Annotated in this window: 23 protein-coding genes; 14 read left to right on the top strand and 9 right to left on the bottom strand. The window is 54.8% G+C overall.

The window, feature by feature from the left end; all coding sequences use genetic code 11:
• Window positions 1-83 precede the first annotated feature (83 nt).
• The 5 genes from scpB (at window position 84) to LAO76_10560 (ending at window position 4,842) form a co-directional block, all read left to right on the top strand.
• Window positions 84-995: an SMC-Scp complex subunit ScpB gene (scpB, locus tag LAO76_10580; protein ID MBZ5491366.1), complete on the top strand. Its 912-nt coding sequence runs from the start codon at window positions 84-86 to the stop codon at window positions 993-995.
• Between the two features lies 1 nt (window position 996).
• Entirely contained in the window at window positions 997-1,836 is an 840-nt protein-coding gene (locus LAO76_10575; protein ID MBZ5491365.1) for an rRNA pseudouridine synthase, read from the top strand.
• 99 nt (window positions 1,837-1,935) lie between these two features.
• A complete protein-coding gene (hisC, locus tag LAO76_10570; GenBank protein ID MBZ5491364.1) occupies window positions 1,936-3,075 on the top strand; it encodes a histidinol-phosphate transaminase in 1,140 nt (379 codons plus the stop codon).
• A gap of 120 nt (window positions 3,076-3,195) precedes the next feature.
• The gene (locus LAO76_10565; protein ID MBZ5491363.1) at window positions 3,196-4,059 is read left to right on the top strand and encodes an ABC transporter permease; all 864 of its coding nucleotides are present in this window, start codon (window positions 3,196-3,198) and stop codon (window positions 4,057-4,059) included.
• A gap of 330 nt (window positions 4,060-4,389) precedes the next feature.
• On the top strand, window positions 4,390-4,842 hold the full coding sequence (locus tag LAO76_10560) for a metallophosphatase family protein (GenBank protein MBZ5491362.1): 453 nt from the start codon (window positions 4,390-4,392) through the stop codon (window positions 4,840-4,842).
• A gap of 287 nt (window positions 4,843-5,129) precedes the next feature.
• Here LAO76_10560 and LAO76_10555 read toward each other — a convergent pair whose 3' ends face one another.
• From LAO76_10555 to LAO76_10540, 4 genes are all read right to left on the bottom strand, one after another.
• Window positions 5,130-6,047, bottom strand: coding sequence for an ABC transporter permease (locus LAO76_10555; GenBank protein ID MBZ5491361.1), 918 nt, complete (start codon window positions 6,045-6,047; stop codon window positions 5,130-5,132).
• 144 nt (window positions 6,048-6,191) lie between these two features.
• Window positions 6,192-7,067: a hypothetical protein gene (locus tag LAO76_10550; protein ID MBZ5491360.1), complete on the bottom strand. Its 876-nt coding sequence runs from the start codon at window positions 7,065-7,067 to the stop codon at window positions 6,192-6,194.
• 79 nt (window positions 7,068-7,146) lie between these two features.
• Window positions 7,147-7,977 carry a DUF3696 domain-containing protein gene (locus LAO76_10545; protein MBZ5491359.1) on the bottom strand — a complete coding sequence of 277 codons (831 nt, stop codon included), beginning with the start codon at window positions 7,975-7,977 and terminating at the stop codon, window positions 7,147-7,149.
• Between the two features lie 289 nt (window positions 7,978-8,266).
• Window positions 8,267-9,376: a DUF262 domain-containing protein gene (locus LAO76_10540; protein ID MBZ5491358.1), complete on the bottom strand. Its 1,110-nt coding sequence runs from the start codon at window positions 9,374-9,376 to the stop codon at window positions 8,267-8,269.
• A gap of 626 nt (window positions 9,377-10,002) precedes the next feature.
• Here LAO76_10540 and LAO76_10535 point away from each other — a divergent pair.
• Window positions 10,003-10,821 carry a hypothetical protein gene (locus tag LAO76_10535; GenBank protein MBZ5491357.1) on the top strand — a complete coding sequence of 273 codons (819 nt, stop codon included), beginning with the start codon at window positions 10,003-10,005 and terminating at the stop codon, window positions 10,819-10,821.
• A 288-nt stretch (window positions 10,822-11,109) separates the two neighbouring features.
• On the opposite strand, the gene LAO76_10530 is transcribed toward LAO76_10535, so the two are convergent.
• Window positions 11,110-12,471 (bottom strand): hemolysin family protein, encoded by a 1,362-nt coding sequence (locus LAO76_10530; GenBank protein MBZ5491356.1) that lies wholly within the window; start codon window positions 12,469-12,471, stop codon window positions 11,110-11,112.
• 400 nt (window positions 12,472-12,871) lie between these two features.
• Here LAO76_10530 and LAO76_10525 point away from each other — a divergent pair, with 400 nt between their 5' ends.
• The 3 genes from LAO76_10525 (at window position 12,872) to LAO76_10515 (ending at window position 16,684) form a co-directional block, all read left to right on the top strand.
• Window positions 12,872-14,074 (top strand): efflux RND transporter periplasmic adaptor subunit, encoded by a 1,203-nt coding sequence (locus tag LAO76_10525; GenBank protein ID MBZ5491355.1) that lies wholly within the window; start codon window positions 12,872-12,874, stop codon window positions 14,072-14,074.
• A 27-nt stretch (window positions 14,075-14,101) separates the two neighbouring features.
• Complete coding sequence (locus LAO76_10520; GenBank protein ID MBZ5491354.1) at window positions 14,102-15,088, top strand: DUF4097 domain-containing protein; 987 nt, start codon at window positions 14,102-14,104, stop codon at window positions 15,086-15,088.
• 633 nt (window positions 15,089-15,721) lie between these two features.
• Window positions 15,722-16,684 carry a hypothetical protein gene (locus LAO76_10515; protein ID MBZ5491353.1) on the top strand — a complete coding sequence of 321 codons (963 nt, stop codon included), beginning with the start codon at window positions 15,722-15,724 and terminating at the stop codon, window positions 16,682-16,684.
• An 81-nt stretch (window positions 16,685-16,765) separates the two neighbouring features.
• Here LAO76_10515 and LAO76_10510 read toward each other — a convergent pair whose 3' ends face one another.
• The gene (locus LAO76_10510) at window positions 16,766-18,151 is read right to left on the bottom strand and encodes a GGDEF domain-containing protein (protein ID MBZ5491352.1); all 1,386 of its coding nucleotides are present in this window, start codon (window positions 18,149-18,151) and stop codon (window positions 16,766-16,768) included.
• 442 nt (window positions 18,152-18,593) lie between these two features.
• On the opposite strand from LAO76_10510, the gene LAO76_10505 reads away from it, so the two are divergent.
• On the top strand, window positions 18,594-21,077 hold the full coding sequence (locus LAO76_10505; protein ID MBZ5491351.1) for a sodium-translocating pyrophosphatase: 2,484 nt from the start codon (window positions 18,594-18,596) through the stop codon (window positions 21,075-21,077).
• Window positions 21,078-21,142: 65 nt separating this feature from the next.
• Here LAO76_10505 and LAO76_10500 read toward each other — a convergent pair whose 3' ends face one another.
• Window positions 21,143-21,529 carry a hypothetical protein gene (locus LAO76_10500; GenBank protein ID MBZ5491350.1) on the bottom strand — a complete coding sequence of 129 codons (387 nt, stop codon included), beginning with the start codon at window positions 21,527-21,529 and terminating at the stop codon, window positions 21,143-21,145.
• A gap of 82 nt (window positions 21,530-21,611) precedes the next feature.
• Window positions 21,612-21,974: a hypothetical protein gene (locus tag LAO76_10495; protein MBZ5491349.1), complete on the bottom strand. Its 363-nt coding sequence runs from the start codon at window positions 21,972-21,974 to the stop codon at window positions 21,612-21,614.
• 73 nt (window positions 21,975-22,047) lie between these two features.
• Here LAO76_10495 and LAO76_10490 point away from each other — a divergent pair, with 73 nt between their 5' ends.
• The 4 genes from LAO76_10490 to LAO76_10475 all read left to right on the top strand — a co-directional run bounded on the left by LAO76_10490 (window position 22,048) and on the right by LAO76_10475 (window position 25,794).
• Window positions 22,048-22,914, top strand: a complete 867-nt coding sequence (locus tag LAO76_10490; GenBank protein ID MBZ5491348.1) for a mechanosensitive ion channel family protein — start codon at window positions 22,048-22,050, stop codon at window positions 22,912-22,914.
• A gap of 55 nt (window positions 22,915-22,969) precedes the next feature.
• Window positions 22,970-24,055, top strand: a complete 1,086-nt coding sequence (locus tag LAO76_10485; GenBank protein MBZ5491347.1) for a DUF4157 domain-containing protein — start codon at window positions 22,970-22,972, stop codon at window positions 24,053-24,055.
• A 191-nt stretch (window positions 24,056-24,246) separates the two neighbouring features.
• Window positions 24,247-25,035 carry an SDR family oxidoreductase gene (locus LAO76_10480; GenBank protein MBZ5491346.1) on the top strand — a complete coding sequence of 263 codons (789 nt, stop codon included), beginning with the start codon at window positions 24,247-24,249 and terminating at the stop codon, window positions 25,033-25,035.
• 87 nt (window positions 25,036-25,122) lie between these two features.
• Window positions 25,123-25,794: a hypothetical protein gene (locus LAO76_10475; protein ID MBZ5491345.1), complete on the top strand. Its 672-nt coding sequence runs from the start codon at window positions 25,123-25,125 to the stop codon at window positions 25,792-25,794.
• Between the two features lie 399 nt (window positions 25,795-26,193).
• Here the strand turns inward: LAO76_10475 and LAO76_10470 are convergent, their stop codons facing one another.
• Window positions 26,194-26,433 carry a hypothetical protein gene (locus LAO76_10470; protein MBZ5491344.1) on the bottom strand — a complete coding sequence of 80 codons (240 nt, stop codon included), beginning with the start codon at window positions 26,431-26,433 and terminating at the stop codon, window positions 26,194-26,196.
• Window positions 26,434-26,558: the final 125 nt, after the last annotated feature.

Below are 26,558 nucleotides of genomic sequence, written 5' to 3'. Positions count from 1 at the left end.
GCGCGGCAGAAATGTTATGCGTGAAATGAAGGCGTGCAGCAGAGGAGCTCGGCTAAATACCAAGTACTAAATACTAATTACTGATGTCCATCAAAGCCAAACTCGAAGCAATTATTTACGCGGCGGAAGAGCCCATCACGCTGGACCAGATGGCTGCTCTGCTCAAAGAGGATCTGCTGGCGCTGAAGACGGCTTTGCCGCCAACGCCTGATCCCACCGTAGATGGCGCGCCGGAATCGCAACCGCAGCCAGAGAATGCCGAAGATCATCTGGGCGCGGTAGAAGATTCCGCGCCGCAGCCGGCGACGAAGAAAGTCAAAGAAAAATCTGAGAAGGTCGAACTGCGCGGGCTGTTACGGCCATACCTTGACGAACTGATCGCCGATTATGCGAATCCAGAACACGGAATCGAAATCCGCGAGGTGGCCAGCGGCTACCGTATGTCCACCAAGCCGGAGCACCATGACGTGGTGCGGGCGTTCTCAAAGAGTTTAAAGCCGCCGATCCGCCTCTCTTTGCAGGCGCTTGAGACCCTTGCCGTGATTGCCTATAAACAGCCTGTGACTGTTCCTGAAATCAGCGACATCCGCGGCGTGGACGCAGCCGGAGTAATCGGCACGCTGCTGGAGCGAAAGCTCATTACCACCGCCGGAAGAAAAGCTGTGGTCGGCAGGCCCATGTTGTACAAGACGACCAAGGATTTCCTGATGCGCTTTGGCCTGCGCGACCTAAGCGAATTGCCAAGCCTAGAAGAGTTCGAAAAACTTGCGGCGGGCGAACTGCAGGATGAACTTTTTGATTCTGGCGACAGCCCTGTTGCCGTAGCTGATGCGACTGGCACACCCGGTGAAGACGGTGGCGTGGAACAACTGGAAGAAGACAAGGCCGAAGTCCCGCAGAATGTGACGGAGCCGACCGTTTCGTCTGATCCAGAGCACAACAAAGCCGACGAACAGGTGGCCGACCAGATTGCCTCTGAAAGTACGGGCGGGTGAAATGCCTCCACAGCGATTACAGAAAATCATTGCGGCAGCCGGCGTTACATCTCGCCGCAAAGCGGAAGAACTGATCACGCAAGGCCGCGTGAGCGTGAACGGCCAGACCGTGACAGAACTAGGCACCAAAGCCGATCTTCAGCGCGACCACATCAAGGTTGACGGCAAGCTGTTGCAGGGAGCAGAACGCCATGTTTATCTACTGTTGAACAAGCCAAAGGGCTACGTAACTACGGTGACAGATCCAGAACGCCGACCCACGGTGATGGATTTGATCAAAGGCGTGGGCGCGCGTATTTATCCCGTGGGAAGGCTGGACTGGGCAAGCGAAGGCCTGCTGCTGCTGACCAATGACGGAGAGCTTGCCGCCAAGCTCACACATGCTTCGTCCCACGTGCCCAAAACTTACCTGGTAAAGATTGCCGGACGAGCCAAGGAAGAAGGAATCGAAAAACTGCGACGCGGAATCAAGATTGGCGCCAAGCCGGGGCCGCGCCGGATGGAAACCATCCACACCGCGCCGGCGCAAATCCGCCTGGTGAAAGACGCTGAAAATCCCTGGTATGAAGTGACGTTGATTGAAGGTAAGAACCGGCAGATCCGACGCATGTTTGAAGAAATTGGCCATCACGTGGAGAAGATCAAGCGCGTGCGTTATGGTCCGCTCACGCTGGATGTTGAGCCAGGCCAGTTTCGCGAACTGAAGCCGGGAGAAATTGCAGGCCTCAAGCGAGCGGGACGAGGCGACAAAAAGCAGACGCCTGAACGAAAGCCGCCATCGCGAAGCAGAGCCAACGTGCGGCGCAGTGAACATCAGCGGGAAAGAAAACCCAGCCGGTAGTGATCTCCATTCGTACCAAAACGAAACTAACCAGATGCTTTGCGAGATAGCTTAGCAACTCTGCTTGTGGTACAAACTTCTGTTGTCTCTTCTTCTCCGATGAAAAAGACTGTCCTCGATCAAATACCGGAACACATACGCGCGCTGGTTGGCTACGTGCCGGGCAAACCTATGCGACAGGCAGAGCGGGAATCCGGCGTTGCGATGATCAAGATGGCGTCGAATGAGAACCCGTTTGGGCCGTCGCCACTGGCGCTGGCGGCAATTCGGGAAGCGGCAGCCGAGGTCAACCTGTACCCGGATAACGACGCCAGCGAGTTGCGGGAGGCGCTGGCGACACGTCATCAACTGACGGCGGAGCAGATTTTTATTGCCGATGGCTCGCTGGGGATTCTGGACGTGGTGGCCCGTACTTTGCTGGTGCCGGGAACAAACTGCATCAGCAGCGAACGGTCGTTTATCAGCTATCCGGTGATCACGCGCAGCATTGGAGCGCGGTTTATTGAAGTACCGATGCGGAATGACACGTATGATCTGGACGCGATTGCGGCGGCCATCGATGAACAAACACGCGTGGTCACTCTGGCGAATCCGAACAATCCTACCGGCACGATGTTTGACGCGGACGCGACGGAAGCGTTTCTTAAGCGGGTCCCAGAGAGTGTGCTGGTGATCCTGGATGAAGCGTATTCCGATTTTGCCGAGTATTTTGCGCGGCAGCGCGGCATCACGTATTCGCGATCATTTGATTATGTGCGTGCGGGCAAAGCGAACGTGCTGGTACTGCGAACATTCTCTAAAGCGCATGGGCTGGCCGGCGTGCGGCTGGGATATGCATGCGGGAACCCGGAATTGCTGCGGTATTTCGCGCGGGTACGGAATTCTTTTTCGGTTTCCGTGGTGGCGGAAGCGGCGGGACTGGCGGCGATCCGCGATGTGGAGCACATCCGCAAGACGGTGGAAAATAACGCCGTGGGAGCGGCGTGGTTGATGGAGCGCTTTAAGGAGCTTGGAGTCAAAGCCATACCCACCAGCGCGAACTTTATCCATTTTACGGTGGATGAAGATGCTGCCGCCTTTACCAAACGCATGCAGGCTGAAGGAGTGATTGTCCGCTCGCTGGCGCCGTGGGGCGCGCCAAACGCCATACGCGTGAGTATTGGCACGCCGGAACAGAATGAGACTTTCATTCGCGCGCTGAAGAAGCTGGTGCGAGTGGAACCAGCAATCAGCAAATAGCAATTGGCAAAACCATTCACCGCAAAGGGCGCTAAGGACGCGGGGAAATAGAAATTCTGAAGCGATTTCCTTTGCGACCTTTGCGTCCTTCGCGGTTAAGTTCTTGGGCTTTCTATTGCGATGGCACTTTCCTCCACATGGAACACCGCAGCAACATTGGGACGGCGCAACGTGCTTGCGTCGATCGGCATGGTGCTGGTGGCGGTGTTCGTGGTGTTTGCGCTGTTCGCGCCGTGGATTGCTCCGCAAAATCCCAGCAACATTGACTTGCCTTCGCGGCTGCAACCGCCGGGCAGCTCACACTGGTTCGGCACAGACGAGCTTGGCCGCGACATTTTCTCGCGCGTGATCTATGGTGCACGCATCTCCATGCTGGTGGGAAGCAGCGTGGTGGCCGGATCGCTGCTGCTGGGGCTGATTCTGGGCTCGATTGCCGGTTATTATGCCGGCTGGGCTGACAAGTTTTTCAATGTCGTTGTGATGAATGCGTTTCTCTCTTTCCCCGGAATCCTGCTGGCGATTGCCTTTGTGGCTTTTCTGGGGCCGGGAATTTTCAACCTGATCCTGGCGCTCTGCATTGGTGGATGGGTGGGCTACGCCCGGCTGGTGCGCGCGCAGGTGCTGGCGGTGAAAGAAAAAGAATTTGTGGAGGCGGCGCGGGCGCTGGGCGCGAGCGACTGGCGCATTGTCACGCGGCACATTCTGCCCAACATTATCCAGCCGGTGATTGTCCAGGCAGCGATAGGAATGGCCGGAGCTGTGCTGGCGGAAGCTACGATGAGCTTTTTGGGATTGGGAGTTCCCCCGCCGACGGCAAGCTGGGGATCAATGCTGAACGACGGACGCGCACATCTCTTTGATGCGCCGCACCTTGTGCTCTTCCCTGCCCTGGCAGTGATGCTGGCCGTGCTGTCGTTCAATTTTATTGGCGATGCGCTGCGGGATTATATGGATCCGAGGTCGCGGATTGAAGCAGGGTTGTAGGAGCAATTAGCAGTTAGCAATCGGCAATTAGCCAAACCTGTTCACCGCAAAGGACGCGAAGGCCGCAAAGGAAAAGCAATTCTGAATTCCCCTTCGCCGCAGATTTACGCAGCGCAGCAGAGTCGCAACCAAAAGAAACATCTACCACGGAGGCACGGAGACAACTCAAAAGCAACAGCCAACAGTCAAAGTCAAAACCTCAACCCAGAAAACACAGAGAGACTTTGGAGTGCGCGGGGAATTGAAGAAAAAAAACGGAGTGCAGGAATAAAGGAAAAATTCTTCGTGGCATGGCACGAATCTGATTGCTAGCAGTGCAGATTAACGCTGATGAGAATTGGGATCATCTCGGATACGCATGGGCTGCTTCGTCCTGAAGCGGTGGAGTTGCTGCGTGGGTCGGAGCACATCATTCATGCGGGCGATATTGGCGCGGCGGAAATTATTCCTGAACTAGAAAAGATTGCGCCGGTGACGGCGATCCGCGGGAATGTGGATACACAGGCGTGGGCGCGACGGTTTGCGGAGACGGAAGTGGTCGAGCTGGACGGAGTCTTTCTCTATGTCATTCATGATGTAAACGCAATTGATCTGAATCCAAAGGCGGCCGGATTTGCAGCGGTAATCAGCGGGCACTCACATAAGCCGAAACAGGAAGTGAAGGACGCCGTGCTGTATTTCAATCCGGGTAGCGCAGGGCCAAGAAGATTCAAGCTGCCGATCAGCGTGGGCAGGCTGGTGATTACTGAGGGGAAGGTGAGTGCGGAGATTCTGGAGGTTTAATTTTCACCGCGGAGGCGCGGAGACGCGGAGAAAACCTGAAAGCAAAAACTTTCTTGCGAGGTCTTACCTCCATTTGTCAGCGCACACTGCGGGCAACTCCATCCATGATCCAAGATCAACGGTCCGCTGCACAGCCAATAGAGACACACTCCTTCGAGGGGCCGCCATTACCTCCAGGCTAAAAATTAATTTAGCGTCCTAATTTGCTCAGGTGGTGTGACTCCTTGCGCCTGAAGATTGCTTTTGGCGATAGGGTTCCCTCGCTCCGCTCGGGATTTCAGAAAGAACTACTGCCGAATACGCGGATTGGCGAGTGAATAGAAGAAATCGGTCAGGAAATTCACGGCCACATACGTCAGGCCGATCATGAGGATGCAGCCCTGGACGAGATAGTAGTCGCGGCTGCTGATGGCACTGATGGTAAGGCGTCCGATGCCGGGCCAGGAGAAGATTGTTTCCGTAACAATGGCGCCCGCGAGCAGCGCGCCGAACTGAAGTCCCACCACGGTCAGCACAGGCACCAGCGCATTGCGCAGCGCGTGCTTATAAACGACCACGTTTTCTGACAATCCTTTTGCGCGAGCGGTTCGGATGTAATCCTGCCCCAGTTCCTCAAGCATCGCCGTGCGGACCATGCGGGTAAGAATCGCGGCGAGAGCGCCGCCCATGGTGATTGATGGCAAAATAAGGTGAGCGAATGTGCCGTAGCCAGAGACCGGCAACAGTCCCAGGCGAATAGCGAAAAATAAAATCAGGATAGGCCCGAGCGCGAAGTTAGGAAACGACAATCCCCACAGACTCACGATGCTTAGCAGGCGGTCGTCCCAGCGATTGCGGCGACGGGCAGAGCGCACGCCAGCAGGAATGGAGATGAGCAAAGCGACAATCATGGACGCGACGGTCAATAGAAGCGTCTTGGGATAACGCTGGAGGATTACGCCGGTGACGGGTTGATCGAAACGAAGAGAGCGGCCGAGATCTCCGCGCAGGACACCTTTCCAGTAATTCATGTATTGCTGCGGGAGGGGGACATCGAGTCCATAGGCGTGGCGGGCGGCTTGAACGTCGGCGCTAGCTGCGCCTTCTCCCAGCATCTGCTGAATGGGATCGCCAGGAACAAGATGGATCAGAAGGAAAACCACCGAGACGACGAGCCAGATGACAGGAACCATGTACAGCAGGCGGGTTGCGATGTAGCGAAGCATGGGGTCGAGAGTATGGTAGCAAAAGAGTTATCGTAGGATCGCCGTGATCGGAAAATGCAAAAACCTACCACGGAGGCGCGGAGAGAGCCACCCCAAAAATAGAGTGAGCAGATGTTTCCTATCCTGCCTTAAGACGGAGCCAGTTCAGCGCTTTGTTCTCTTTGGTCCCACGTACACGACATAGAGTGGCTCGTCAGCCCTAACAGGCCAGGAAAAGTGGATGCGGATCTGCGGGGTTTTGACTTTACCGTGCCACGGGCAGAAGAGCGTTTCACCCGGTCTTTGTGGGTGTGGGAAAGTCAACTCTGCGTGAAATTCATTCTTTTCTGCCTCAGATGAATCTGAAAACCAACCCTTTTGGACAGAAAAATGGTTCGCGTAAAGCGCATGCCCTTCTGCATTACGCTGACCTTGATCGTTGAAGCATCCCTTAAACCTATCCAGCGTATGGAGCAAAACACGAATTCGCTCAGCCGCCGACGGGACGAACGGATGTCCGCCGAGCGACTTAAAAACGCCATCGGCGAGGGTAAGTCGCGTGTTCACTCGCCTCATCTGAGCCTCTAGACTCGCCCACGAATCTACAATCTCAGGGTTAGACGCCAGCCACGCAGTTAGCGAAGCGATATTCCAGTGATTGGGAACCGCGACGTCGGCACTTTGGTTGTCTTCCTGCCGCCACGTTGCCTCAACCGGTGTGAAGTTCCAATCTGATGGCGCGAAGCTAACTAGGTCACGAGCGATCCCATTCAACCGGCCGAATGCCGCCTCTCCGATTGCGGTGTCAGTGACGATCTCGCCTCGCGTTTCTATCCAATCGTCAGCGATGTGCAAGCGCACGTCCTCCCAGTGTGGACCATGCTGGGTCAGCCATTGCATCAACGCGCGACGCTGTTCATTGGAAAGGCCCTGAACAGCTTGCTGCATTGGGACTTGAGCTGTAATGCGAGCCTGAGCCATGCTGCGGCAGCAATATAGAGATGATCCGAACCTCCGTATTTCCTGGCGGATCTCCATCATTCTGCGGACAGCGTCTCCAAAGTCTCGAAAATCGTGAAATTGACCATGGAGGGATAGATCATTCGCGAGGAAATCCACTCTAACTACCCCACCCTGCGAAGTAATTCATGTCCTTGTCGAACTGGTCAAAGAAGCCGGAGGGCCAAACGTCGATGTTTCCGTTGGCATCAATGAGCGGGCTGATAATCTGATCCCCCTTTGTCTCTCGGTCTTTGAAGAAATGTATCGCGACTTCCTCATGTTTGGTCACGCCGCCCTTAACAGATCGTCGAATTCCGTTTAAGACGTGATCGCTGTGAGTTTCGATTAGAACCTGAATGCCAGCTGCCGCAATCTTCGACAGGAATTCCCCCATTCTTGCTTGGCCGGCTGGGTGAAGATGAACTTCAGGATTTTCTATCAAAAGCAAATCGTTCGCTTTCCTAGACAGCGCCGCGACGATTATAGGGAAAACTTGGGTCAGGCCGAAGCCCACATGCACGGGCCGGTGAAAATCGGTCGCGCTGGAAGTTCTCAGGCCGAGTGTGACCCCGTTTGACTGAGGTACTTGTTGTACTTCCAGCGAGCACCCAGGGAAAAATTCCTGCATATAGGCCTCGACTTGGTGGAATAACGTAGGAGGTCTGTCATTGATCGCCAGGGTGTCCAAGACCGCTTGATCCCTCCCCCAGTGCAAGAGACTAGCCGCGTTTTCGCCGCGAGGGCCAACTACCTGCGTGGCGTTCGGATCTTCGAGAGGATATACCTCCCGGGGGCCGATTCGTTCGGCGGTGAGAAAGCAAAGCCGCAGGAGTCGAGTGGCTAGGTCTTCTTGTTCCGGAGGGGGGGACGGAGGCAATAGAAAGCGAAGTGCCGCTGGCGCAAGCTGTTCGGTATTGCCTACGCGAACGGCTGTAACAACTGCTGACATATCTCTTCTGTCCGCACCCTCAAAAGTCCATCGCGTTTCGCAGTTAGAGTCGATCAGTCCTATGCCGAATGTTCGGCGCCCGGTCAGCTTGTCGACGACGTCTGTTATCGTTCCTAGGCGAAGCTCACCCCCGTTCAGTAGCAGTCGAGTAGACCACTCTTGTTCCCGAATTGTTTGATGAAGGAGAACAAGGGATTGGAGGACCGAAGACTTGCCAGAAGCGTTTGAGCCCGAGAGGAACGTCAGCCGTCCTATCGGTAATTTAAGAAGGTCGAAACACTTGAAGTGCTCAAGGTCGAGTCGGGTTAGCACCAAACACCTCCTCGAACATCTGCCAAGCCATTTGAAATCGGGTCCGAACGTTTTTGGTGCTGTTAGTACTGTAAGTAATGGCGTGCGTAAATACCGGATCCGCCAGCCGCATGTTAAATGCTGACCGAAGTAAGTCGGCTTTCGTCTCAACCACCTCGAGGGGATACTTTGAGAGTCCGGTTGACATGACATCCCAAAGGGACGCGTTTAGCACGCTCCGAGAAGTTTGGCCCACTGAGTGCTTTCGAAACGAATGCTTCTCGAAAACAGCGTAGTTGTTCACCAGCCCACTCCGAAACTCCGCGGACAACCGCGTCAACTGACCCGGCGCAAACCCATTCATCTTCGTCAGAGCGGTGGCGAGGAATTCGTCCATGTCTCTGTAGTCCTCTATGGGCAGCATTTGGAATGCGCAAAAACGGTTGACGAACTCTCGATCTCGCATCGTTGTAGTAGTTAGGCTGTGCCCGGTCGATTCCAAGAAAACTGCGGTGTTCGCTTCCTCCTTCAGGAAACGGGTTGCAGGGCCCATATAGAGGCAGTTGCGCATCTGTTGACGCGTAAGAGGGACACCACCGTTTACTCGCTCGAAAATGTCGAGGCGAGCACGCTCCGGAACCTTCGCGTCGATAATGTATAGGACCAAATTACAGTCTTCGACACGGTTCTGGAGCTTGGGAGGAAGATCTTTGAAATACTTCTTGTCGAGTTCGCTTTGTTCCGGAAGCCTTAAACGGAGTTCGTTATTTAGGAACCTTTGAAACGTGGAGAGCCTCTGCAGTCCATCCACTACAATCATTCGACCACGCCCATCCTCGGCAAGATAGAACACTGGCAGTGGAATACGCATAAGCACAGATTCGATCAATTTGCTCTGCTTGTCCTCGGGCCAAATGAAGTCTCGCTGGAAATCCGGATCCATGACAAATGAATCTCCAGCAATGCGGCGAATCACGTCGAAAATAGTTCGTGTCTCCGTCCGGATCAAAACGGTGTCGATTGGGTAGTCGCCCCAACCACTACCGTCCGGCTGGTCGACGCCTTCGATCGGTTCGGATTCAATCTTTCCAAGATCGTGAGCGCTCATGTCGCTTGCGAGTATACCCAACCAATATTTGCAAAGACAGCCCTTCTGTTTGGAACCGGACGGGAAAGATCCTTACCCAGCGCTTATCCCTCGGCGCGAGGCGCGCGCCTCTGGGACGCACTGGGCTATCTTTAAGTAACGCGCCTAACGGCGCTGCTCATCGAGAGGCGAAAATCACGCGCGAAAATGTGAATGGTTTCTGGGTCTTTGTTTGTCAAGATGTACTAATTTCCGAGACATTACTGGCCGAAAATCCTATTGACTGCCGTATTTGTTTCGCCGATAATGAGAGGCGAAAGACCGAGAGCGGCATCGGCGGGAAAAACTTTTGAAACGCCCGGAAAGGCCAGCAACCCTGCAGTCTGCGGGCCACCGTTGGGTCCACAGTTACCGCGGCCTCATGCGGTTTGAATCAGCCCCTTAAAGTTGCGGGCCTACGTGTGTTCAAACCCTTCCAGATAAACCCTTACCGCTGATAACGCTGATCGCACTGATTTACGCCGATCAAAAAAGCTCAATTGGGCCGCTTTTCGGTTTGTAAATCCTTGTCGTCCGTGCGTGCCAGACCCCAAAGCGGTGTGACAACAGAACCCTGGCTGTAACCACATAATTGAGGAGGAAGAGAAATGAGCCGTGACGAGGTGATTGGAGCAATCAGGCAGACAAAAGAAGAACTGGGGCACGTCCCGACGCTAAAGGAATTGAACTTAAAGACCGGCGTGGGGGCCTATGACATACGAAGAAACTTTGGAGTGTATGCGGAGGCATTGCAGGCATGCGGGCTGGAGCGAGGCGGCTCAGGATACGAACTGAGTCCGGAGAAGATTTTTGAAGACTGGAGCCAGGTGACACGGCTGCTGGGCAGAGTGCCGACACTGGCGGAGTACTCGCTCCATGGGCGGTACAGCGTGAAGCCACTGACCCGGCACTTTGGCGGAGGCTGGACGCGGCTGCCGGCGGGCATGGCAAAGTTTGCCCGCGAGAATGGTTTGGAAGATAGCGCGAAGGATGTACTGGAAGTAGTGGAGAGACACCTTGAAGGCAGGCCAGGCGGGGCCGGGTATTTGATGAGACCTTCAACGCCGATTTTGCTGCCAGGGCTGATCAAGGGCGAGCCAGTATATGGGCCTCCGACGGTGGATGCCGACCTGATGCTAGCTCCGACCAATGAGCAGGGCGTGGTATTTCTGTTTGGGGCGGTAGCGCGGAAGCTGGGCTTTGTGGTGCTGAGGATACAGCCGGGATATCCGGATTGCGAGGCGCTGCGAGAGATGGAGCCGGGCCTGTGGCAGCTAATAAGGATTGAATTGGAATACGAGAGCAGAAATTTTCTGATGCATGGGCACAAGCCAGATAAATGCCACCTGATTGTGTGCTGGAAACATAACTGGGCAGAGTGCCCGCTGGAGGTGATTGAGTTGAGCAGCGCGATGAAAAACCTTTAACCACAAAGGACACGAAGGAACACGGAGATCGCCATGATCGCACGTCATCGCCGACATCGCCGTCATCAGAAAACCGATTGGCCGCGAATTAACGCGAATAGGCGCGAATCAGGAAGGCGGAAAAAGCCAAACCTTTAACCACAGAGGACACGAAGGAACACGGAGGAGAAACAACGGGGATTGAAGGACAGCTAACCCAGGCGAACTGGGGACTCAAGGACGCTGCATTTAAGGGAATAGGGATCCCTCCCCTTCGGCAAGCTCAGGGTCGGGATTTTAGAAAAAAGGCTAAATAGCCTGTTCCAACGGAGCGGGCGGGTTGAGGCTTTCGATTTTTACGCGGGCGATGCGGTGGCCTTCCATCTGGAGGACGGTGTAGCGGCGGTTGTCGAAGTCAAAGCGCTCGCCGCCTTTGGGGATCTTGCCGAGTTGCGACATCACGAAGCCGGCGAGAGTTTCAAAGCCTTCTTCACGCGGCAGAGCGATGTCATATTGGGTTTCCAGGTCGCGCAGGTTGAAGCCACCGTCGAGCACCACGGCGCCGGAGGCGAGAGCGACGGCGGGTCGCTGAGCGACATCAAATTCGTCTTCAAGCTCGCCGACGATTTGCTCCAGCACGTCTTCAACGGTGACAAGGCCACTGATGGAGCCAAATTCATCGACCACAACGGCGAGGTGGCGCTTGCGTTTTTGAAATTCGATCAGAAGATCGTCGACAGTTTTGCTTTCCGGAACGAAGAGCACTTCACGCATGATGTGGCGGACTTTGAGGTCGCCGGAGCGCTGGGCAAAAACGTCGCGGGCGGAAAGGCGCATCTGCATGATGCGGGAAAGGTCTTTGGAATAAAGCAGGCCAACGATGTTTTCACGACCTTTTTCCGAGTCGTAAACCGGAACGCGGGAGTGCTGCTCGTCGACGACTTTGGCCATGGCTTCATCGAGCGGCATGTCAGCGGGAAGAGAAAAGATTTTGTGCCGAGGAACCATGATCTCGCGCACGGTGAGGTTCCCGAGCTCGAGCGCGTTGTGAATCATTTCTTCTTCGGCATCGGGAAGCAGGCCGAGACGGCGGCTGGCGGTAACGATGAGCTTTAGCTCGTCAGGAGAGTGAGCGCCGCCTTCTCGACGGAGCCGTGAGCCAAAGCCGCGCAGAACAAGGTTGGCAGAGCGGTTCATGAGCATCAGGAAAGGATGAGAGATGGTCATGAAGGCGTCCATGGGGCCGGCGACGGCAAGAGCGACCCGCTCCGCGCGCTCAAGAGCCAGCGATTTGGGAACAAGTTCTCCCAGGATGACGAGCAAATAAGTAATGACAAGAAACGCCAGCGTGGCGGACAGTCCGTGGGCATAAATGCGGGCATAAGGAATGTTGCCCAGCCATGGAGCGATGATCGCGGCAAGAGTGCCTTCACCTATCCAGCCCAGGCCAAGGCTGGCCAGAGTGACGCCAAATTGCACGGCAGGGAGAAATTCGTCGAGGTGCTGCTGGATCTTGCGGACAGTACGCGCGCCGATGCGACGCTGGTCAATCAGTTGCTGAATGCGCGTGTCGCGCACGCTGACCATGGCGAATTCAGCGGCAACGAAAAAGGCGTTCGCTGCCACAAGAAGAACCACCAGGATGATCCTCAGGAGGACCAGGGTGACCATGGCCTTTAATCATATACTGCCGAGGCCTTAGAGCAGAAAGAGCAAAAGTACAGGGCGCGAGCCGCGTTTGGCCGCGTTTGGAGTGAACCCCAAAAATCGGTAAGCAAGGATTTTTTAGATTGGCGTTCTGGTGGAGGGGAGCAGAAAGTTAGTGATCGAAGAGCCGCAGGCGCGAGGGGAAGGTTAGCGGACTAACTAAAGGATTGACCATCGGTGGGCGTGAAATTACGGATGGAGCCTTAGTCCGCAAGGGCGGGCTGGGCAGAAGCACTGCTATCTTTTAGTCCGATTTCCGGTCTAATGGTTATTAGCTGTCACGGAATAAGTGTGTCTTTCCGGGAACTTCTTTCCTTTATCCAGCGTATTTAGAAGTGGCACATTTTAGAGAGGGTCTGTTTTTATGGCAAACGGCAAAAAAAAGAGCAAACGCGCCATTTATATATTGAGCGCATTCGCGCTTCTCGTCGTTATTGTGGTGGTACTGGTAGCGGCAACGCGCGGCAGCACAAAGATTGACCCTTCCAAGCTAGCCAAGGTTGAGCGCGGAGACCTGGCTAAGAGTGTCGTTGCCACTGGGAAAATTGAGCCCATAACCAAGGTCGAGGTAAAGTCCAAAGCAAGCGGTATCGTGCAAAAGCTGCTTGTCGATTACGGAGAAAGGGTCAAAAAAGACCAGGTATTAGCCGAATTGGATAAAGAAGAGATCCTGGCCCAGGTAAACCAGCAGAAAGCGTCTCTGCAAGCATCTGAAGCCGCTGCCCGCGCGGCAGAAGCCGATCTTGAACGCGCGAAGGTGGACGCGGAAGGCCCGGACATCCCCATGCTGAAGCGCGCTTATGAGCGCGCACAGCGCATGGCCAAGGATGGTGTGGTGTCTGAATCCGCGCTGGACGACGCGCAGAAAAACTATGAATTGGCGACCAACAAGCAGCAGTTAGGTAAAGCGAACGTGGTTACCGCCACATCGAAGGTAAAACAGGCTGAAGCCCAGGTGGCGCAATCACGGGCACAGCTTGCCCAGATAGAAAGGGAGTACCAGAACTCAACCATCGTTTCACCGATTGACGGCGTGGTGCTCTCGCGTGACGTAGAGGTCGGCACGGCCGTGAGTTCAATCCTGGTTCTGGGATCTTCCGCCACGCTGGTAATGACGCTGGGCGATACCCGCGAAGTTTACGTTAAAGGCAAAGTGGACGAGTCCGATATCGGCAAGGTTTATATCGGACAGGCCGCACGTATCAAGGTTGAGTCCTACAAAGACCGCACATTTTACGGCAAAGTTACCAAAATATCCCCCATGGGCGTGGAAAAAGACAATGTCACCACGTTTGAAGTGCGTGTTTCCATTGATAACTCCAAGGGCGAGTTGAAGTCGCAAATGACGGCCAATGCCGAAATCCTGCTGGAAGAACATAAGGGAATTCTTATGGTTCCCGAAGGCGCGCTGATTTACGACAAAGATCGCAAGGCTTCCGTTGAGGTGCCCGAACCAAGCGCAAAGGATGGACGCAAGAAATTGCCTGTGACTGTAGGGATTTCCAACGGATCCAAGACCGAGTTGCTTTCCGGCCTGAATGAAGGCCAGCAGGTCATCCTGCAATAACCCTGATTTTGAAATTTGGAGGCAAACATGAAATCAGTGAAATTTCTGACGCTGGGGATTTGTGCGTCCGTACTGGCTGTGCTTCCGCTGAACGCCGCCACGACCGGGCATTTTGAACGTACCCTGCAGGTGAGCGGGACGGTGGAACTGGAAGTAACTTCCGGCTCGGGCAACATCAACGTTCACCAGGGCGGGCCGGGAACAGTTTCAGTGACGGCCAAAATCCATGGCAATAACGGCACTTCATGGCTGTTTGGCAGCGGCAACATCGACGAGCGAATTCACAAGATTGAACAGAATCCGCCCATCGTGCAGACCGGCAATATCATCCATATTGGCAGGTTTGAGGAGCGTGACCTGAGCAGAAATATTTCCATTGATTACGACGTTACCGTTCCAGCGCAAACGCGGCTTACTTCGCACACTGGCTCCGGCGACCAGACCATCAGCGGCCTGCAATTGCCGATGACAGCGAAAACCGGGTCCGGCAACGTGACGGTGGATCGCATTTCCGGTGAAACGCGAGTCAGTTCAGGTTCCGGAGATCTGAAGATCAATTCAATCAAGGGCGTTTTGTATGCGAACACCGGCAGCGGCAACATTCGCGCCAACGATATCGCTGGCGATGTATTCGTAAACACTGGCAGTGGCGACATTGAAGTGCGGCAAAGCGGGGGTGGCAGCGCGAAGGCCCAGACAGGATCGGGCAACATCAGACTGGATGGCGTTAAAGGCGGACTGCGCGCCGATGCAGGCAGCGGTAATATCCAGGCTCAAGGCGAACCCACCTCTGACTGGCGGCTGGGCGCCGGCTCCGGCAATATTACCCTTAAAGTCCCGACGCAGGCCTCGTTCAACATTGACGCCCGAACTTCTTCAGGAACGCTGAAGCTCAATAGCCATCAGGTAACAACACAGGGCACCCTGGCCAAGAACCATATTCAAGGCAAAGTGGGAAATGGCGGCGTCCTGCTGGATATTCACACCGGGTCAGGCGATATTGAGCTGCAATAAAGAAACTTTATGTTTGCACCGCCGTGTAGCTTACTCAGCAAGATTCTGAAGGCTGAACAGCTATTCATGGCGGTGCAATCGAAAGCCAAACTGCTTAGTATTGCCATAATCGAAAGCTATTAGTGGTATTGTCGCGAAGGTAGAGTGGCCATCTCTTCTTCCTATGGCTGCCATTTAAAACTCAAGATCGGCGTTCATAGTTCAAAGCTATGGCTTACATCAAAAAAATCACTGATTCTGAGAAGTTCTAATTTTCTTCCAACTCTCCTCTAATCCTGCGGCCTCATTCTGGCTACGTTCGGCGGATTACTTTAGTAACACGCGCGCCCTGTCTTAATCCATAGGGCGAGCCTATTTGACTCAAAGTTCCCGTTCCGGGCAATCAGGCTACGCGGGCTGGTTGTATAGGGCACTCAGGAGTACAGGAATCGTGTGCGAGGAGAGAGCAGGCCACCGCTCTTGCCGCCGCCACCGATAAACCGCGCTCTTTCTACCCCATCAACATTTGCAGCCGCCATGTAGCACGTGGATACAGGGCCGGCTTTTCGCGCCGCAAATCACCTTGCGGACGCGCGAGGAGACGTTCGTCCAAAATCCCGCCTGATCTCAGCATAGAAGGAAAGGACAAGGACGATGAAAGAACTCCGGGAAAACAGATTCACGCAGCAAACAGTAGCGAGACGAATCGGCGAATGGTCAGAAGCGCCCGCATTGAACATTGAGGCTCCTGGCGCACGCGATTATCTTTCTGGTTTCGCGCGCGCAGTTGCACAAACGCTTTCGCCTTCGTCCGTCCGCGGCTTCTTCAGTGAACTGGATGCCACTGATCCTGTGCTTTCACGCCTGGGATGGGCGCTTCTGCTGGTGGTTCCGGTTTTCGCGGCGCTGGCTATGTTTGTTCCGGCGGGAGCGGCGGCCGTGAATCCCTGGATCAAGCCCATCAAGTTCTCAATGTCCTTTTCGACCTTCGCCTCTACCATAAGTGTGCTGTTGCTGGCGTTGCGAATACCGAAATGGCAACTCACGGTTGCTCGTCGCGCAATTGCCGCCAGCGTTGCCCTGGAAATCATGAGCCTGGCGGCGCAGGCATGGCGCAGCGCCCATCATCTTACCGGACAATCACTCTTGGACACTTCCCTTGCCCAGATGACCAACAGCATGGTCATGGTCAACACAGCGGTCGTATGTTGGATGTTGGCGCTGTTCTGCGCCAATCGCGTGCACACGGACAAGATCGATCGGCCCATGGTCTCGGCGATTCGATACAGCATCGTGATTTTTCTGGCCGGCAATGCTATCGGCGGATACATGCTGGCGCGCGGTTCGCACACAGTTGGCGTTGCCGATGGCGGCCCAGGGCTTCCGTTCGTAAACTGGAGCGTCATTGGCGGCGATCTGCGCATTGCGCACTTCATCGCCATTCACGCTATTCAGATTGTGCCGCTGTTCGCTTATATCCTGGCGCAGATGGCTCCCGTTCTGCCGGTTAAGCACCGCAGAATTTCGGCCGGGGTTTTGGCGTTGGCTGTAAGCATCGCCGTAGGAGCGACGTTTGTGCAAGCGGCGCTGGGACATCCACTGCTTTCTTTGAGGTAAGGCGAATAGTGGGCCGGATTGGCCCCAATGACATGTTGCTGAGCAGTGCGAGGCTCTTGAATCGTTGCTGCCGGCAAACTGTTACGACGCGAACGGATCGGCATTCATGTCAGCTAGCAGGCTCTTGGGCGTATAGAGGCATTCGCGATTGCGGCCGGCGCTCTTGGCCTGATAAAGAGCGCTGTCAGCGGCAGCAATGAAGTCGTCATTCGTCTTGAAGTTGTCTTCCCACACGGCAATTCCGATGCTGATACCGAGAGCCCCAAAAGATTGATCTGTGCCAACGGCTTCGATATTCTGGCGCATCCTTCGCGCCATGGTCATGGCCGCTTGCGCTGAAGTTTCGGGAGCGATGATTACAAATTCATCGCCGCCGTAACGGCAGAAAACGTCAGAGATACGAAGACAAGACTCGCATTCGCGCGCCAGCCGGCAAAGCATACGGTCTCCCATCAGGTGGCCATGGCGATCGTTCAGCAACTTGAAATTGTCAACATCGATCATCAACAATGCCAGGGGCGCACCATAACGCCGTGCACGCTGTATCTCAAGCTCCAGGCTGTCCTCAAAATGGCGGCGGTTATAGATTCCGGTAAGCTTGTCTGTCTCTGCCTGTTGCTGGACCGCCGCTCTTTCCGCCTCGATGCGTTGGATCATCGAGGCCAGCAGCCAGATCAGTCCCACCAGCAGGACGATATTGGAAACCACGGTAAGCGCCATCACCAGGTGGGGATGGCCGAGGCTCCAGCGGGTGCGAATGAATATAGCTCCCAGGACCACCGGCACCAGGAAAGCTATCGGCACCAGGTAACGGGCAACCATGGAGGCGATGGAGGAGCCGTGAAACACCCGGACAAAACCGGTCTCTCTTTCCACAAACAGGAAGCCAATGGCAAGCAGCAGGAAATTCACCCCAGTGTGCAGCGCCATGGCGTAGGAGCTGCTACTGACCGCACCATACAGCGCGGGAACTCCGTACAGGTATCCAACAATAGCAAAAGTTGAGGTCAGAGCGACCACCAGGGCCAGCGATTCTTTCACATGGTCACTCCACTTGAACGTGGGAAGCAGCATCGCTGCGCCCAGCAGGAAAAAGTTGGTGGCGGTAATCGGGGCCATCCGTCCGGGAAAGAGGGAGCGGATGGGATCGCGAAACAAAACTTCGTCCATGCCGAAATTGATGCCCAGCGCATATTCCAGAAGAGTCAGGAAACCCAGCAACATCGCGCCCAGGGCGAGGCCTTGCTGCCATCTGAAGTTCCGGCGCAGCGCGGCGCACTGGAGCGCGCCAACCAGAAGCAGGAAAGCGATGGCCGTATTGGCCTTCATGGAAACATGGCCGGGAAGCACACTGGTGAGCACGTGAAGGTGGAGCACCCAGCCTGCCATCGCTATTCCAGCCATGGCTCCGGCCGCGTACACCGCCGTGCGAGGCACCACCTTATGCGGCGTTGCTTTGGAAAACACCAGACTCCCCCAAGCTGACAGAACTCTCCCAGCTTACTCATAATTAGCACAACATGACCCTAAAGAATGTGTGCTATGTCACATACCGGACGTTGGGAAGAACCCGACTCTAAGATGGCCTCTTGCCGAATTGATCTTCTTTCCCTAACATGTTATAAAAGCGAGTTTTACTGGACTGGCCAGGACAACGGAAGCAGGAGCTTCTGCAAGGGCCAGCTAATGATTCCAACGCGGCCAAGCCTCAAACCACTTGTTCTTGATGTGGAAGCGCGATTCGGGAATTGCCGGTAAAACGTTAATCGATAAAAGTCCACATTTAGACTCTTTGGAGGATTTACATATGCACACCTGGCTCGCAACGGGCCTGATGGGCCGCGTAATCCGCTCGCGCCGGACCCTGGCGCTGGTGGCCGTGTTGGCCGTTCTAACATTCGCCGTTCCCGTGGCATTTGCTCAGCAGGGGCAGGCCGCTCCACCCGCGTCACAGGTTGCTGCCGTCACGAACCCGCAGACTAGCGCCGCAACCCAGACGGCTCCAGATGCGCCGGTGTCAGAAGCCGGCGGTGAAGCCAATTTGAAGCTGCCGGACATGAGCCAGGTTTCGTTCCTGAACGGCATCAGCGGCTCCAAGCTACTGACCTTTGGACTGATCTTCTGCGCGCTTGGCCTGCTCTTTGGCTTGATGATCTATGTTCAACTTAAGAATCTGCCGGTCCATCGCTCGATGCGTGAAATTTCCGAGCTGATCTATGAAACCTGCAAAACCTATTTGATTACGCAGGGCAAGTTCATTTTGATCCTGGAAGCCTTCATCGCCGTGGTCATCGTGCTGTATTTCGGCATCCTTCACCACGAATACGGCGCCGCCAAGGTAATCATCATTCTGGCATTCAGCCTGGTAGGCATCATCGGCAGCTACGGCGTAGCATGGTTCGGCATTCGAGTAAACACCTTTGCCAACTCGCGGACGGCATTTGCCGGTCTGCGCGGCAAGCCGTATCCGATTTATGCCATCCCGCTCAAGGCCGGCATGAGTATCGGAATGATGCTGATCAGCGTTGAATTGCTGATCATGCTCTGCATTCTGCTCTTTATTCCGGGTAGCCTCGCAGGGGCATGCTTCATCGGATTCGCCATCGGCGAGTCCCTGGGCGCGGCAGCGCTGCGTATTGCCGGCGGCATCTTCACCAAGATTGCCGACATCGGATCTGACTTGATGAAGATCGTCTTCAAAATCAAGGAAGACGATGCCCGTAACCCGGGAGTGATCGCAGATTGCACCGGCGACAACGCAGGCGACTCCGTTGGTCCGAGCGCTGACGGCTTTGAAACCTATGGCGTGACGGGCGTGGCGCTCATCGCGTTCATTCTGGCGGCCGTACACGATCCTGTAGTCCAGGTGCAATTGCTGGTGTGGATCTTTGTCATGCGCATCATGATGCTGGTCTCCAGCGCGGGTTCGTATTTCATCAATGAAGCCGTGGCCAAGGCCCGCTACGCGAACTCCGACCACATGAACTTTGAAGCGCCGCTGACTTCGCTGGTGTGGCTTACCTCAATCGTGTCCATTATCCTGACTTTCGTCGTATCCAAGATGATGATTCCCGCGCTTGGTGGCGATGCCACGCTGTGGTGGAAGCTGGCCTCAATCATCTCGTGCGGCACGCTGGCCGGAGCCATCATCCCTGAACTGGTCAAGGTATTCACCTTGATGAGTTCCAGCCACGTGAAAGAAATCGTGACGTCCTCAGAAGAAGGCGGCCCGTCACTCAACATCCTCTCCGGCCTGGTAGCCGGAAACTTCTCCGGTTATTGGCTGGGCCTGAGCATGGTCATCCTGATGGCCGTGGCGTTCTACGTCAGCACCATGGGACTGGGTGCCACTATGCTGGCGCCTGCGGTCTTCGCTTTCGGCCTGGTGGCGTTCGGCTTCCTCGGCATGGGTCCGGTGACGATTGCCGTGGACTCCTATGGGCCGGTCACGGACAATGCGCAATCTGTGTACGAACTCTCATTGATTGAGCAAGTGCCCAACATTGCGTCAGAGCTGAAAAAAGACTTCGGTTTTGACGTAAGGTTTGAACGCGCCAAAGATCTGCTGGAAGAAAATGACGGCGCGGGCAATACGTTCAAAGCCACAGCCAAGCCGGTGCTGATCGGCACCGCTGTCGTCGGTGCCACGACCATGATTTTCTCCATCATGATGAGCCTGACCAACGGATTGAAAGAGAACACGGACAAGCTCTCGCTATTGCACGCTCCCTTTGTTCTTGGACTGATCACCGGCGGCGCCATCATCTACTGGTTCACGGGCGCTTCCATCCAGGCGGTGACCACCGGCGCTTACCGCGCTGTGGAATTCATTAAACGCAACATCAAACTGGAAGGCGCTACAAAAGCCTCAGTAGAAGACAGCAAGAAAGTGGTTGAGATCTGCACCAAGTACGCGCAAAAAGGAATGTTCAACATATTCCTGACCGTGTTCTTTGCCACGCTGGCCTTCGCTTTCGCCGAACCCTATTTCTTTATCGGCTACCTGATTTCCATTGCGATCTTCGGCTTGTATCAGGCCATCTTCATGGCCAACGCCGGCGGCGCATGGGACAACGCCAAGAAAGTGGTGGAAGTGGTGCTGAAGCAGAAGGGCACGCCGCTGCACGACGCGACCGTGGTCGGCGATACCGTGGGGGATCCGTTCAAGGACACTTCTTCAGTGGCCATGAACCCGATCATCAAATTCACCACACTTTTCGGACTCCTTGCGGTATCACTCGCGGTAAAGATGAGCAAGGAAGGCGGACCAACCACGATTCTTGCAGTGGTGTTCTTCCTGGTGTCTGTGTTCTTTGTGTGGCGTTCGTTCTACGGAATGCGGATTGGCACGGAAAAAGACGCTCAGGCTGCCAAAGCCAAGAGCGCAAGTTAACGCGTTTCACACATAAGAAGCCCGCCGGCAAAATCGGCGGGCTTGTTATTGCTCAATAGTCAATATCAGTGCGGATAGGCCGGAACAGGGGTAGGCAGCTCCTGCCTTGCCGGCGGGCCCACTGATTCTTTCATCTTTTCTTTCACTTTTTTGGCCAGCTTCTCAACTTCGTCGGCTTTGCGAACCACATCGAGTGACAAGAGGTTCTCATTGCTCTTGTCCACCGCGGCCTTGAGTTCTGTGGCAAGTTGAAATAACTTGTCGGTCTGTTCGCGAATGTCCTGTTGCCTTTTCTTATTGGCTTCGCGCGCCATGCGGTCCTGCATTTCTTTCTGCGCCGGATCCTGCCGTGTTTCCACCTGCGCACTGGCGGCGGGCGCCGGTGCAGCCGCTAAAAGTGTGCCGCACATGACCAGGCCAAAGCTAAAGGCCGTGATAATTTTTCCAAACACAAAATGACCTCTTTCAGGATTTTAGACGTGCAGCGATTATAAAAGTTATTCCAAGACTGGTGCTTCCTTGGAATGCAGATAGTCAATGAGCCCTGATCATAAGCATTTTGTCATTCAGCCGATTGCGAACTCTTCTGGCCAGTTTTTCCAGTTCATTTGCCTTCCGCACAGCGTCCGGCGGCAATGCCGATCCATCCGCGGCGTCGGCATATTGCTTCAGCTCTGCGGCCAGAGAGACCATCTTCCGCGTGTCCTCGGTGTTTTCCCGCTGCATCCGTTCGTTTGCTTCTTTCTGGCGCAGCAGTTCGAATCGCCGCTCCACACTCGGATTGATATTGGGAATATTGATCTGGGCGCCGGGCGCGGCTCCTGAACCTCCAGCTTCAACGGCCGTCACGAAAAAACACAAACTCAGGCCCACGAATACAGCAGGTTTAACCCCCATAATGCCCCCACGCAAAAACTGTGGCGGCATTATAGGCCATATTCCCGCTCGGCTATAATCCAGAATTAATCGAATGGAAGAAAAATTCAGCAACATTTGGCACGAGTGGCACAACTACCTGGTTGCGTGGACGCGCGACAAAGCGCCCAAATTAGTCGTGATCCTGGTGCTGGCGTTTATCTTTGTGCGCCTGCTGGGATTGATCACCCGCAAGCTGGTAGCGCTCGCCGAGAAAAGCTCTCACGGGCCGGTTCGGGCACAGCAGGTACGGACGATCACTGGTGTTGTGCGCAGCGTGGGCGTCTTTTTGATCGTGTTCTTCACGGGAATGTCGGCTCTTAAAGACGCATTCAACATCAATATCGAACCGCTATTGGCGAGCGCGGGCATCGCCGGACTGGCTATCGGCTTTGGCGCGCAGACTCTGGTCAAAGATGTGATTAACGGATTCTTCATCCTGATTGAAGACCAGTTCGAGGTGGGCGATACCATCCGCGCGGCCGGCGTGACCGGAGTGGTGGAAGAGATCACGATGCGCCGCACTACTCTGCGCGATAGCGATGGGACTCTGCACATCGTGCCCAACGGATCGATTCAGATCGTTAGCAATATGACTCGTGATTGGTCGCAGGTGACTCTCCACGTGGCAGCCGACTACGGCGAGAACAGCGATCACGTGGTAGAGGTGCTGGAGGAAGTGGCACAAGAGTTCTATAACGATCCTGCTTTCAAGGCTGACTTGGTCGCGGAGCCGCAAGTCCCCGGCATTGAGCGGGTACGCGGCAATGAGGTGGACTATCTGATGCTGGTGAAGGTGCGTCCGGGAAAGCAATACAACGTGGCGCGCGAGCTGCGCCGCCGGATCAAAGTCTGCTTCGAGAAAAACAAAATCAAAGCGGGCGCGCCAGCACAGGTGGTCATTGGGCAGTTACCAAAATAACTTTCTCGCCGCATTGCGATCGTAAAGTTGCTAGAGCTGTGAAAACGTTCTAACTTTGCAATTTTTCACACTCACAAAGGAACACGCGACCAAAATCAATAGTGAAAAGATACTGGACCAAATTACACCTCTTGGGGGAACGATGCGTAACTCGAGAGTTCGCTATATCATCTCGCTCCTATTGATCATTGCTCTGTCTTCCATTGCCAGTGCAAGCTGGTTGAGTGACATCACTGGCGTGGATATCAATGTTCCAGCGAGCAAGATAACTTTGGGAATGCCTCGACCCGACCGTATACCTTTGATGCTCCAGAACCTTCCCAAAGACCTCGCTATTTATCTTTTAAACCCTCTTGCTGGAGGGGCTCTCGCATACAAGATACGGGAAGCGAAGGAATCAGCAAAAAAGGTATTCGTGCCCGTTCCGAACAACATAAGAACAACTCTGTCTCCGTTCTTTCCACCGGAACTGTTTGACGCAGTGTGTTGGGCTGTTGTCGGTACTGGGAACTCCCTTGATAGTTGGGCCATTCACGATTTCAACATGGCTGCTATCACCTTAGAAGACGTGATCGTCTTTCAAGACAGTCAGACAGGTTTTAACGATGCCGTACTTTGGTCGCACGAACTAACCCACGTGCTGCAATACCGCAGTCTTGGCGTCGAAGGCTTCGCTGCATTGTATGTGGTTGCTTTTGATGCTCTTGAACAGCAAGCACGAGAGTTTGACCAATTCGTAGCACGGTCATTGCAGGCTCAGAGTTTAAGGCCAGCGCAGCCGCAGGTTCAATACTGGGCTGCCACCCCGGCATGGAAGACAAGCAAACCCATTGCCGTTCAGCAGTATATGAACTATGCGCGTCAAGTCATCGCGCCCCTCAACTGTATGAGTACCCGGACTACTACGCGACAGACCCCCTACCCGGGTAATTATTTTGAAATCACCAACAGTTGCCCCGTTCCGATTCGCGTCTCCACTTATCATGTTTTGAACCGAAACAATGGTCAGGTCTTAACTGTGCCGTGCACGTCCGCCTGCACAGTTGATGCAAAAAAAGTTGGCAGTTGGCTCGTGGGAGGGATTCTGCACACAGATACCGGTACAGATTTTTACAACGTGACGGCCGATGTATCTTGGTGAAAGTGCTTTATGTTCTCTGCTGGGATTGATTGGAAGTGCCTCCAGAAATATATCGGCACATTTTTGAACGTACAAAACTGAAATCCTTGCCTGCATGAAAGAGCAGACTGCGAGGAAGTAAACTACTAAGAAGTTTGTTTTTGAAAACATGGTAACGAGCGCATAAGTTGCACGTGCCACGAGGATAAACCATGGATCTTGGACTCAAAGGCCGAGGCGTAATCGTAGCCGCATCCAGTCAAGGAATCGGTCTGGCGACGGCAGAAGCATTTGCGCGCGAAGGCGCTCAAGTAGCGATGTGCGCTCGCACAGAGAAGATTCTCAACGAGGCCGCTGACAAGCTTCGCAGCCAAACCGGCGCGGAAATTTATGCCGAAGCCCTGGACGTGACCGACGACAAAGCAGTACAGCACTTTACTGAGCAGGTGGCAAAGCGGTTTGGCCGCATCGATGTATGTGTGGCCAATGCAGGAGGGCCGCCAGCCAAAAATTTCCTTTCCATCCCTGCCGAGGAATGGCGCAAGGCCGTGGATCTGAACCTGATGAGCACGGTCCATTTGGCCAAGGCTGTAATTCCATATATGCAGCGCCATCGCTGGGGCCGGATCATCACTATTACATCGATTTCCGTAAAGCAGCCGATCGCCGATCTGGTCCTTTCAAATTCCGTGCGGGCAGCCGTAGTGGGATTGGTAAAGAGCCTTTCCAATGAGTTCGGCAAAGACGGGATTCTGGTCAACAACGTTGCGCCCGGCTATACGGCGACCGAGCGGCTACAGGAACTGGCGCAGGTCCGCGCCTTGGCGGCGGGCAAGTCCCCCCAAGAGATTTGCGACTTGTGGGCTGCTGAAACGCCAGTCAGGCGCCTGGGCAATCCAAAAGAAATTGCAGACGTTATCGTGTGGCTAGCCTCGGAGCGAGCTTCCTACGTCACAGGGCAGACCATCTTAGCGGACGGTGGAATCTACCGCGGATTGTAGTTCTGTACAGCGCCCCGCTGTTCCCAAAACAGAACTGCCACTGCTCAAAATCGGCTGCAAAGTGCTCTTTTTGGCATCTGAGGGCCTGTGCAAAAGCATCTTACTCCGGGAATGGCCATTCTATTTATAGCAGCGGTCGCGTTGATCGCGCTGTGCATCACGTGGTACGCAGTCTCTTTGCGCCGCAAGCGGGCGAAGGCCCGGGAGATCCTGCGCTGGATTCAAGCGTCGCTGGCCGGGCGCGGCCATGTGGTGGGCATTTCATGGACGGCATCTTCCCGCTTTCGCGTTCCCCTTCGGCTGACCTGCGGCGTCTTTCGACGCGCCTGGGTCCTGGTGGAAATGCGAACGCAGGAAACTCCCGTGCATTGGCTGGTACACAAAATCAACAGCCAGCAAGAGGTAATTACTTTCCAGGCAGACCTGGATGCTCCTCCTATGTTCTCATTGCAAATGCAGAATTTCCGCTGGTTCGCGCGCAGCAGCCCTAAAAGTGCAATTGAGAACTCAGGATGGCAGTTTGAACGTTTGCCCTCTGTAATGATTACCACGAGGCCGGAAAGCCAAAAAGAAATTGCCGGCACCATGACGTCGCTAAGCAGAGGAGACAACGGCGAGTTTATGGAAGTCAGCTTCCAGCGCAGTTCTCCACACTTTTCCGCCACACTTCCGTTGGAGTCGCTGGCTCCGGGCGCACCGGCACGCACGTACCTGCTGGATGCGATGCGAGAAATGGCCGGCAGCGCGGCATTTTACTAGAAAACCGCTTGAGATCGTCGACAAGCATTTAGTACCGCGCACCTGATGCAACGCCGCTCAGCGCGCAAATCGGCTTCGCGTCGTCTCATTTTTTCCGGAAAACCGCTTGAGAGCTTCGCCTGACTTCGGCACTACCGCTCCTGTTGCAACGCCGCTCAGCACGTGATCGGCTTCGCGTCGCTTCGATCTACAAGACCTCTGGAAATCCCAAAAAACTACGGAATTGCAACCAGCCAAAAAAACGAGCCGCGAACCAACGCGAAGTTATACGAATCAAGTTGTGATGATTCGCGTACTCCCCATGGGCTCGCGGCTCCCGGTTCTTAAATTACTCACTTACCAAATTACCCGATTACCCAAATTCCTCTTTGATTCGGCCAACCGAGAGGTTGGTCCCGGTTATTTCGTCTTAGGTTTGGCTGCCGGCGGGTCCTGCGCACAAAAGCCGGTGGTTTGGCCGCTGTCAATCCAGCATGTGCAGAGGCCGCCGCAGTGCACGGTGGCACTGCATGTAGTACCGCAAGCGCCAGGGAAGGCATGGACGCCCGTTTTCAACTGCCGGGCGGAAACAGTTCCCGCCAGCAGAACGGTCGCCACAATAGTCGCAAACAATGTGGTTTTGCCAATCTTTCTGACCATGGGTTCGAGGCTCCTTTCGTTAAAAGCCGAATGAGTGCCGTGTTCGGGCTTGAGCAACCACGAGCGCGCGTCTCAGTCCGCAACTGTCGCGTCAAGACTGCCCCCGCACATAGATTACTCATGAC

It is taken from the genome of Terriglobia bacterium, assembly GCA_020072645.1.
Classification (GTDB): Bacteria; Acidobacteriota; Terriglobia; order Terriglobales; family Acidobacteriaceae; genus Angelobacter.
Note: the sequence above shows the minus strand (reverse complement) of the source record. Positions and strands in the feature narration are given on the sequence as shown.

Excerpts from the sequence above, each read along its gene's own strand:
- hisC (MBZ5491364.1), top strand. The coding sequence starts at position 1,936 with ATGAAAAAGACTGTCCTCGATCAAATACCGGAACACATACGCGCGCTG.
- LAO76_10540 (MBZ5491358.1), bottom strand. The coding sequence starts at position 9,376 with ATGAGCGCTCACGATCTTGGAAAGATTGAATCCGAACCGATCGAAGGC.
- LAO76_10470 (MBZ5491344.1), bottom strand. The coding sequence starts at position 26,433 with ATGGTCAGAAAGATTGGCAAAACCACATTGTTTGCGACTATTGTGGCG.
- LAO76_10515 (MBZ5491353.1), top strand. The coding sequence starts at position 15,722 with ATGAAAGAACTCCGGGAAAACAGATTCACGCAGCAAACAGTAGCGAGA.
- LAO76_10520 (MBZ5491354.1), top strand. The coding sequence starts at position 14,102 with ATGAAATCAGTGAAATTTCTGACGCTGGGGATTTGTGCGTCCGTACTG.
- scpB (MBZ5491366.1), top strand. The coding sequence starts at position 84 with ATGTCCATCAAAGCCAAACTCGAAGCAATTATTTACGCGGCGGAAGAG.
- LAO76_10575 (MBZ5491365.1), top strand. The coding sequence starts at position 997 with ATGCCTCCACAGCGATTACAGAAAATCATTGCGGCAGCCGGCGTTACA.
- LAO76_10565 (MBZ5491363.1), top strand. The coding sequence starts at position 3,196 with ATGGCACTTTCCTCCACATGGAACACCGCAGCAACATTGGGACGGCGC.
- LAO76_10560 (MBZ5491362.1), top strand. The coding sequence starts at position 4,390 with ATGAGAATTGGGATCATCTCGGATACGCATGGGCTGCTTCGTCCTGAA.
- LAO76_10530 (MBZ5491356.1), bottom strand. The coding sequence starts at position 12,471 with ATGGTCACCCTGGTCCTCCTGAGGATCATCCTGGTGGTTCTTCTTGTG.
- LAO76_10480 (MBZ5491346.1), top strand. The coding sequence starts at position 24,247 with ATGGATCTTGGACTCAAAGGCCGAGGCGTAATCGTAGCCGCATCCAGT.
- LAO76_10495 (MBZ5491349.1), bottom strand. The coding sequence starts at position 21,974 with ATGGGGGTTAAACCTGCTGTATTCGTGGGCCTGAGTTTGTGTTTTTTC.
- LAO76_10535 (MBZ5491357.1), top strand. The coding sequence starts at position 10,003 with ATGAGCCGTGACGAGGTGATTGGAGCAATCAGGCAGACAAAAGAAGAA.
- LAO76_10550 (MBZ5491360.1), bottom strand. The coding sequence starts at position 7,067 with ATGATGGAGATCCGCCAGGAAATACGGAGGTTCGGATCATCTCTATAT.
- LAO76_10545 (MBZ5491359.1), bottom strand. The coding sequence starts at position 7,977 with ATGTCAGCAGTTGTTACAGCCGTTCGCGTAGGCAATACCGAACAGCTT.
- LAO76_10490 (MBZ5491348.1), top strand. The coding sequence starts at position 22,048 with ATGGAAGAAAAATTCAGCAACATTTGGCACGAGTGGCACAACTACCTG.
- LAO76_10525 (MBZ5491355.1), top strand. The coding sequence starts at position 12,872 with ATGGCAAACGGCAAAAAAAAGAGCAAACGCGCCATTTATATATTGAGC.
- LAO76_10555 (MBZ5491361.1), bottom strand. The coding sequence starts at position 6,047 with ATGCTTCGCTACATCGCAACCCGCCTGCTGTACATGGTTCCTGTCATC.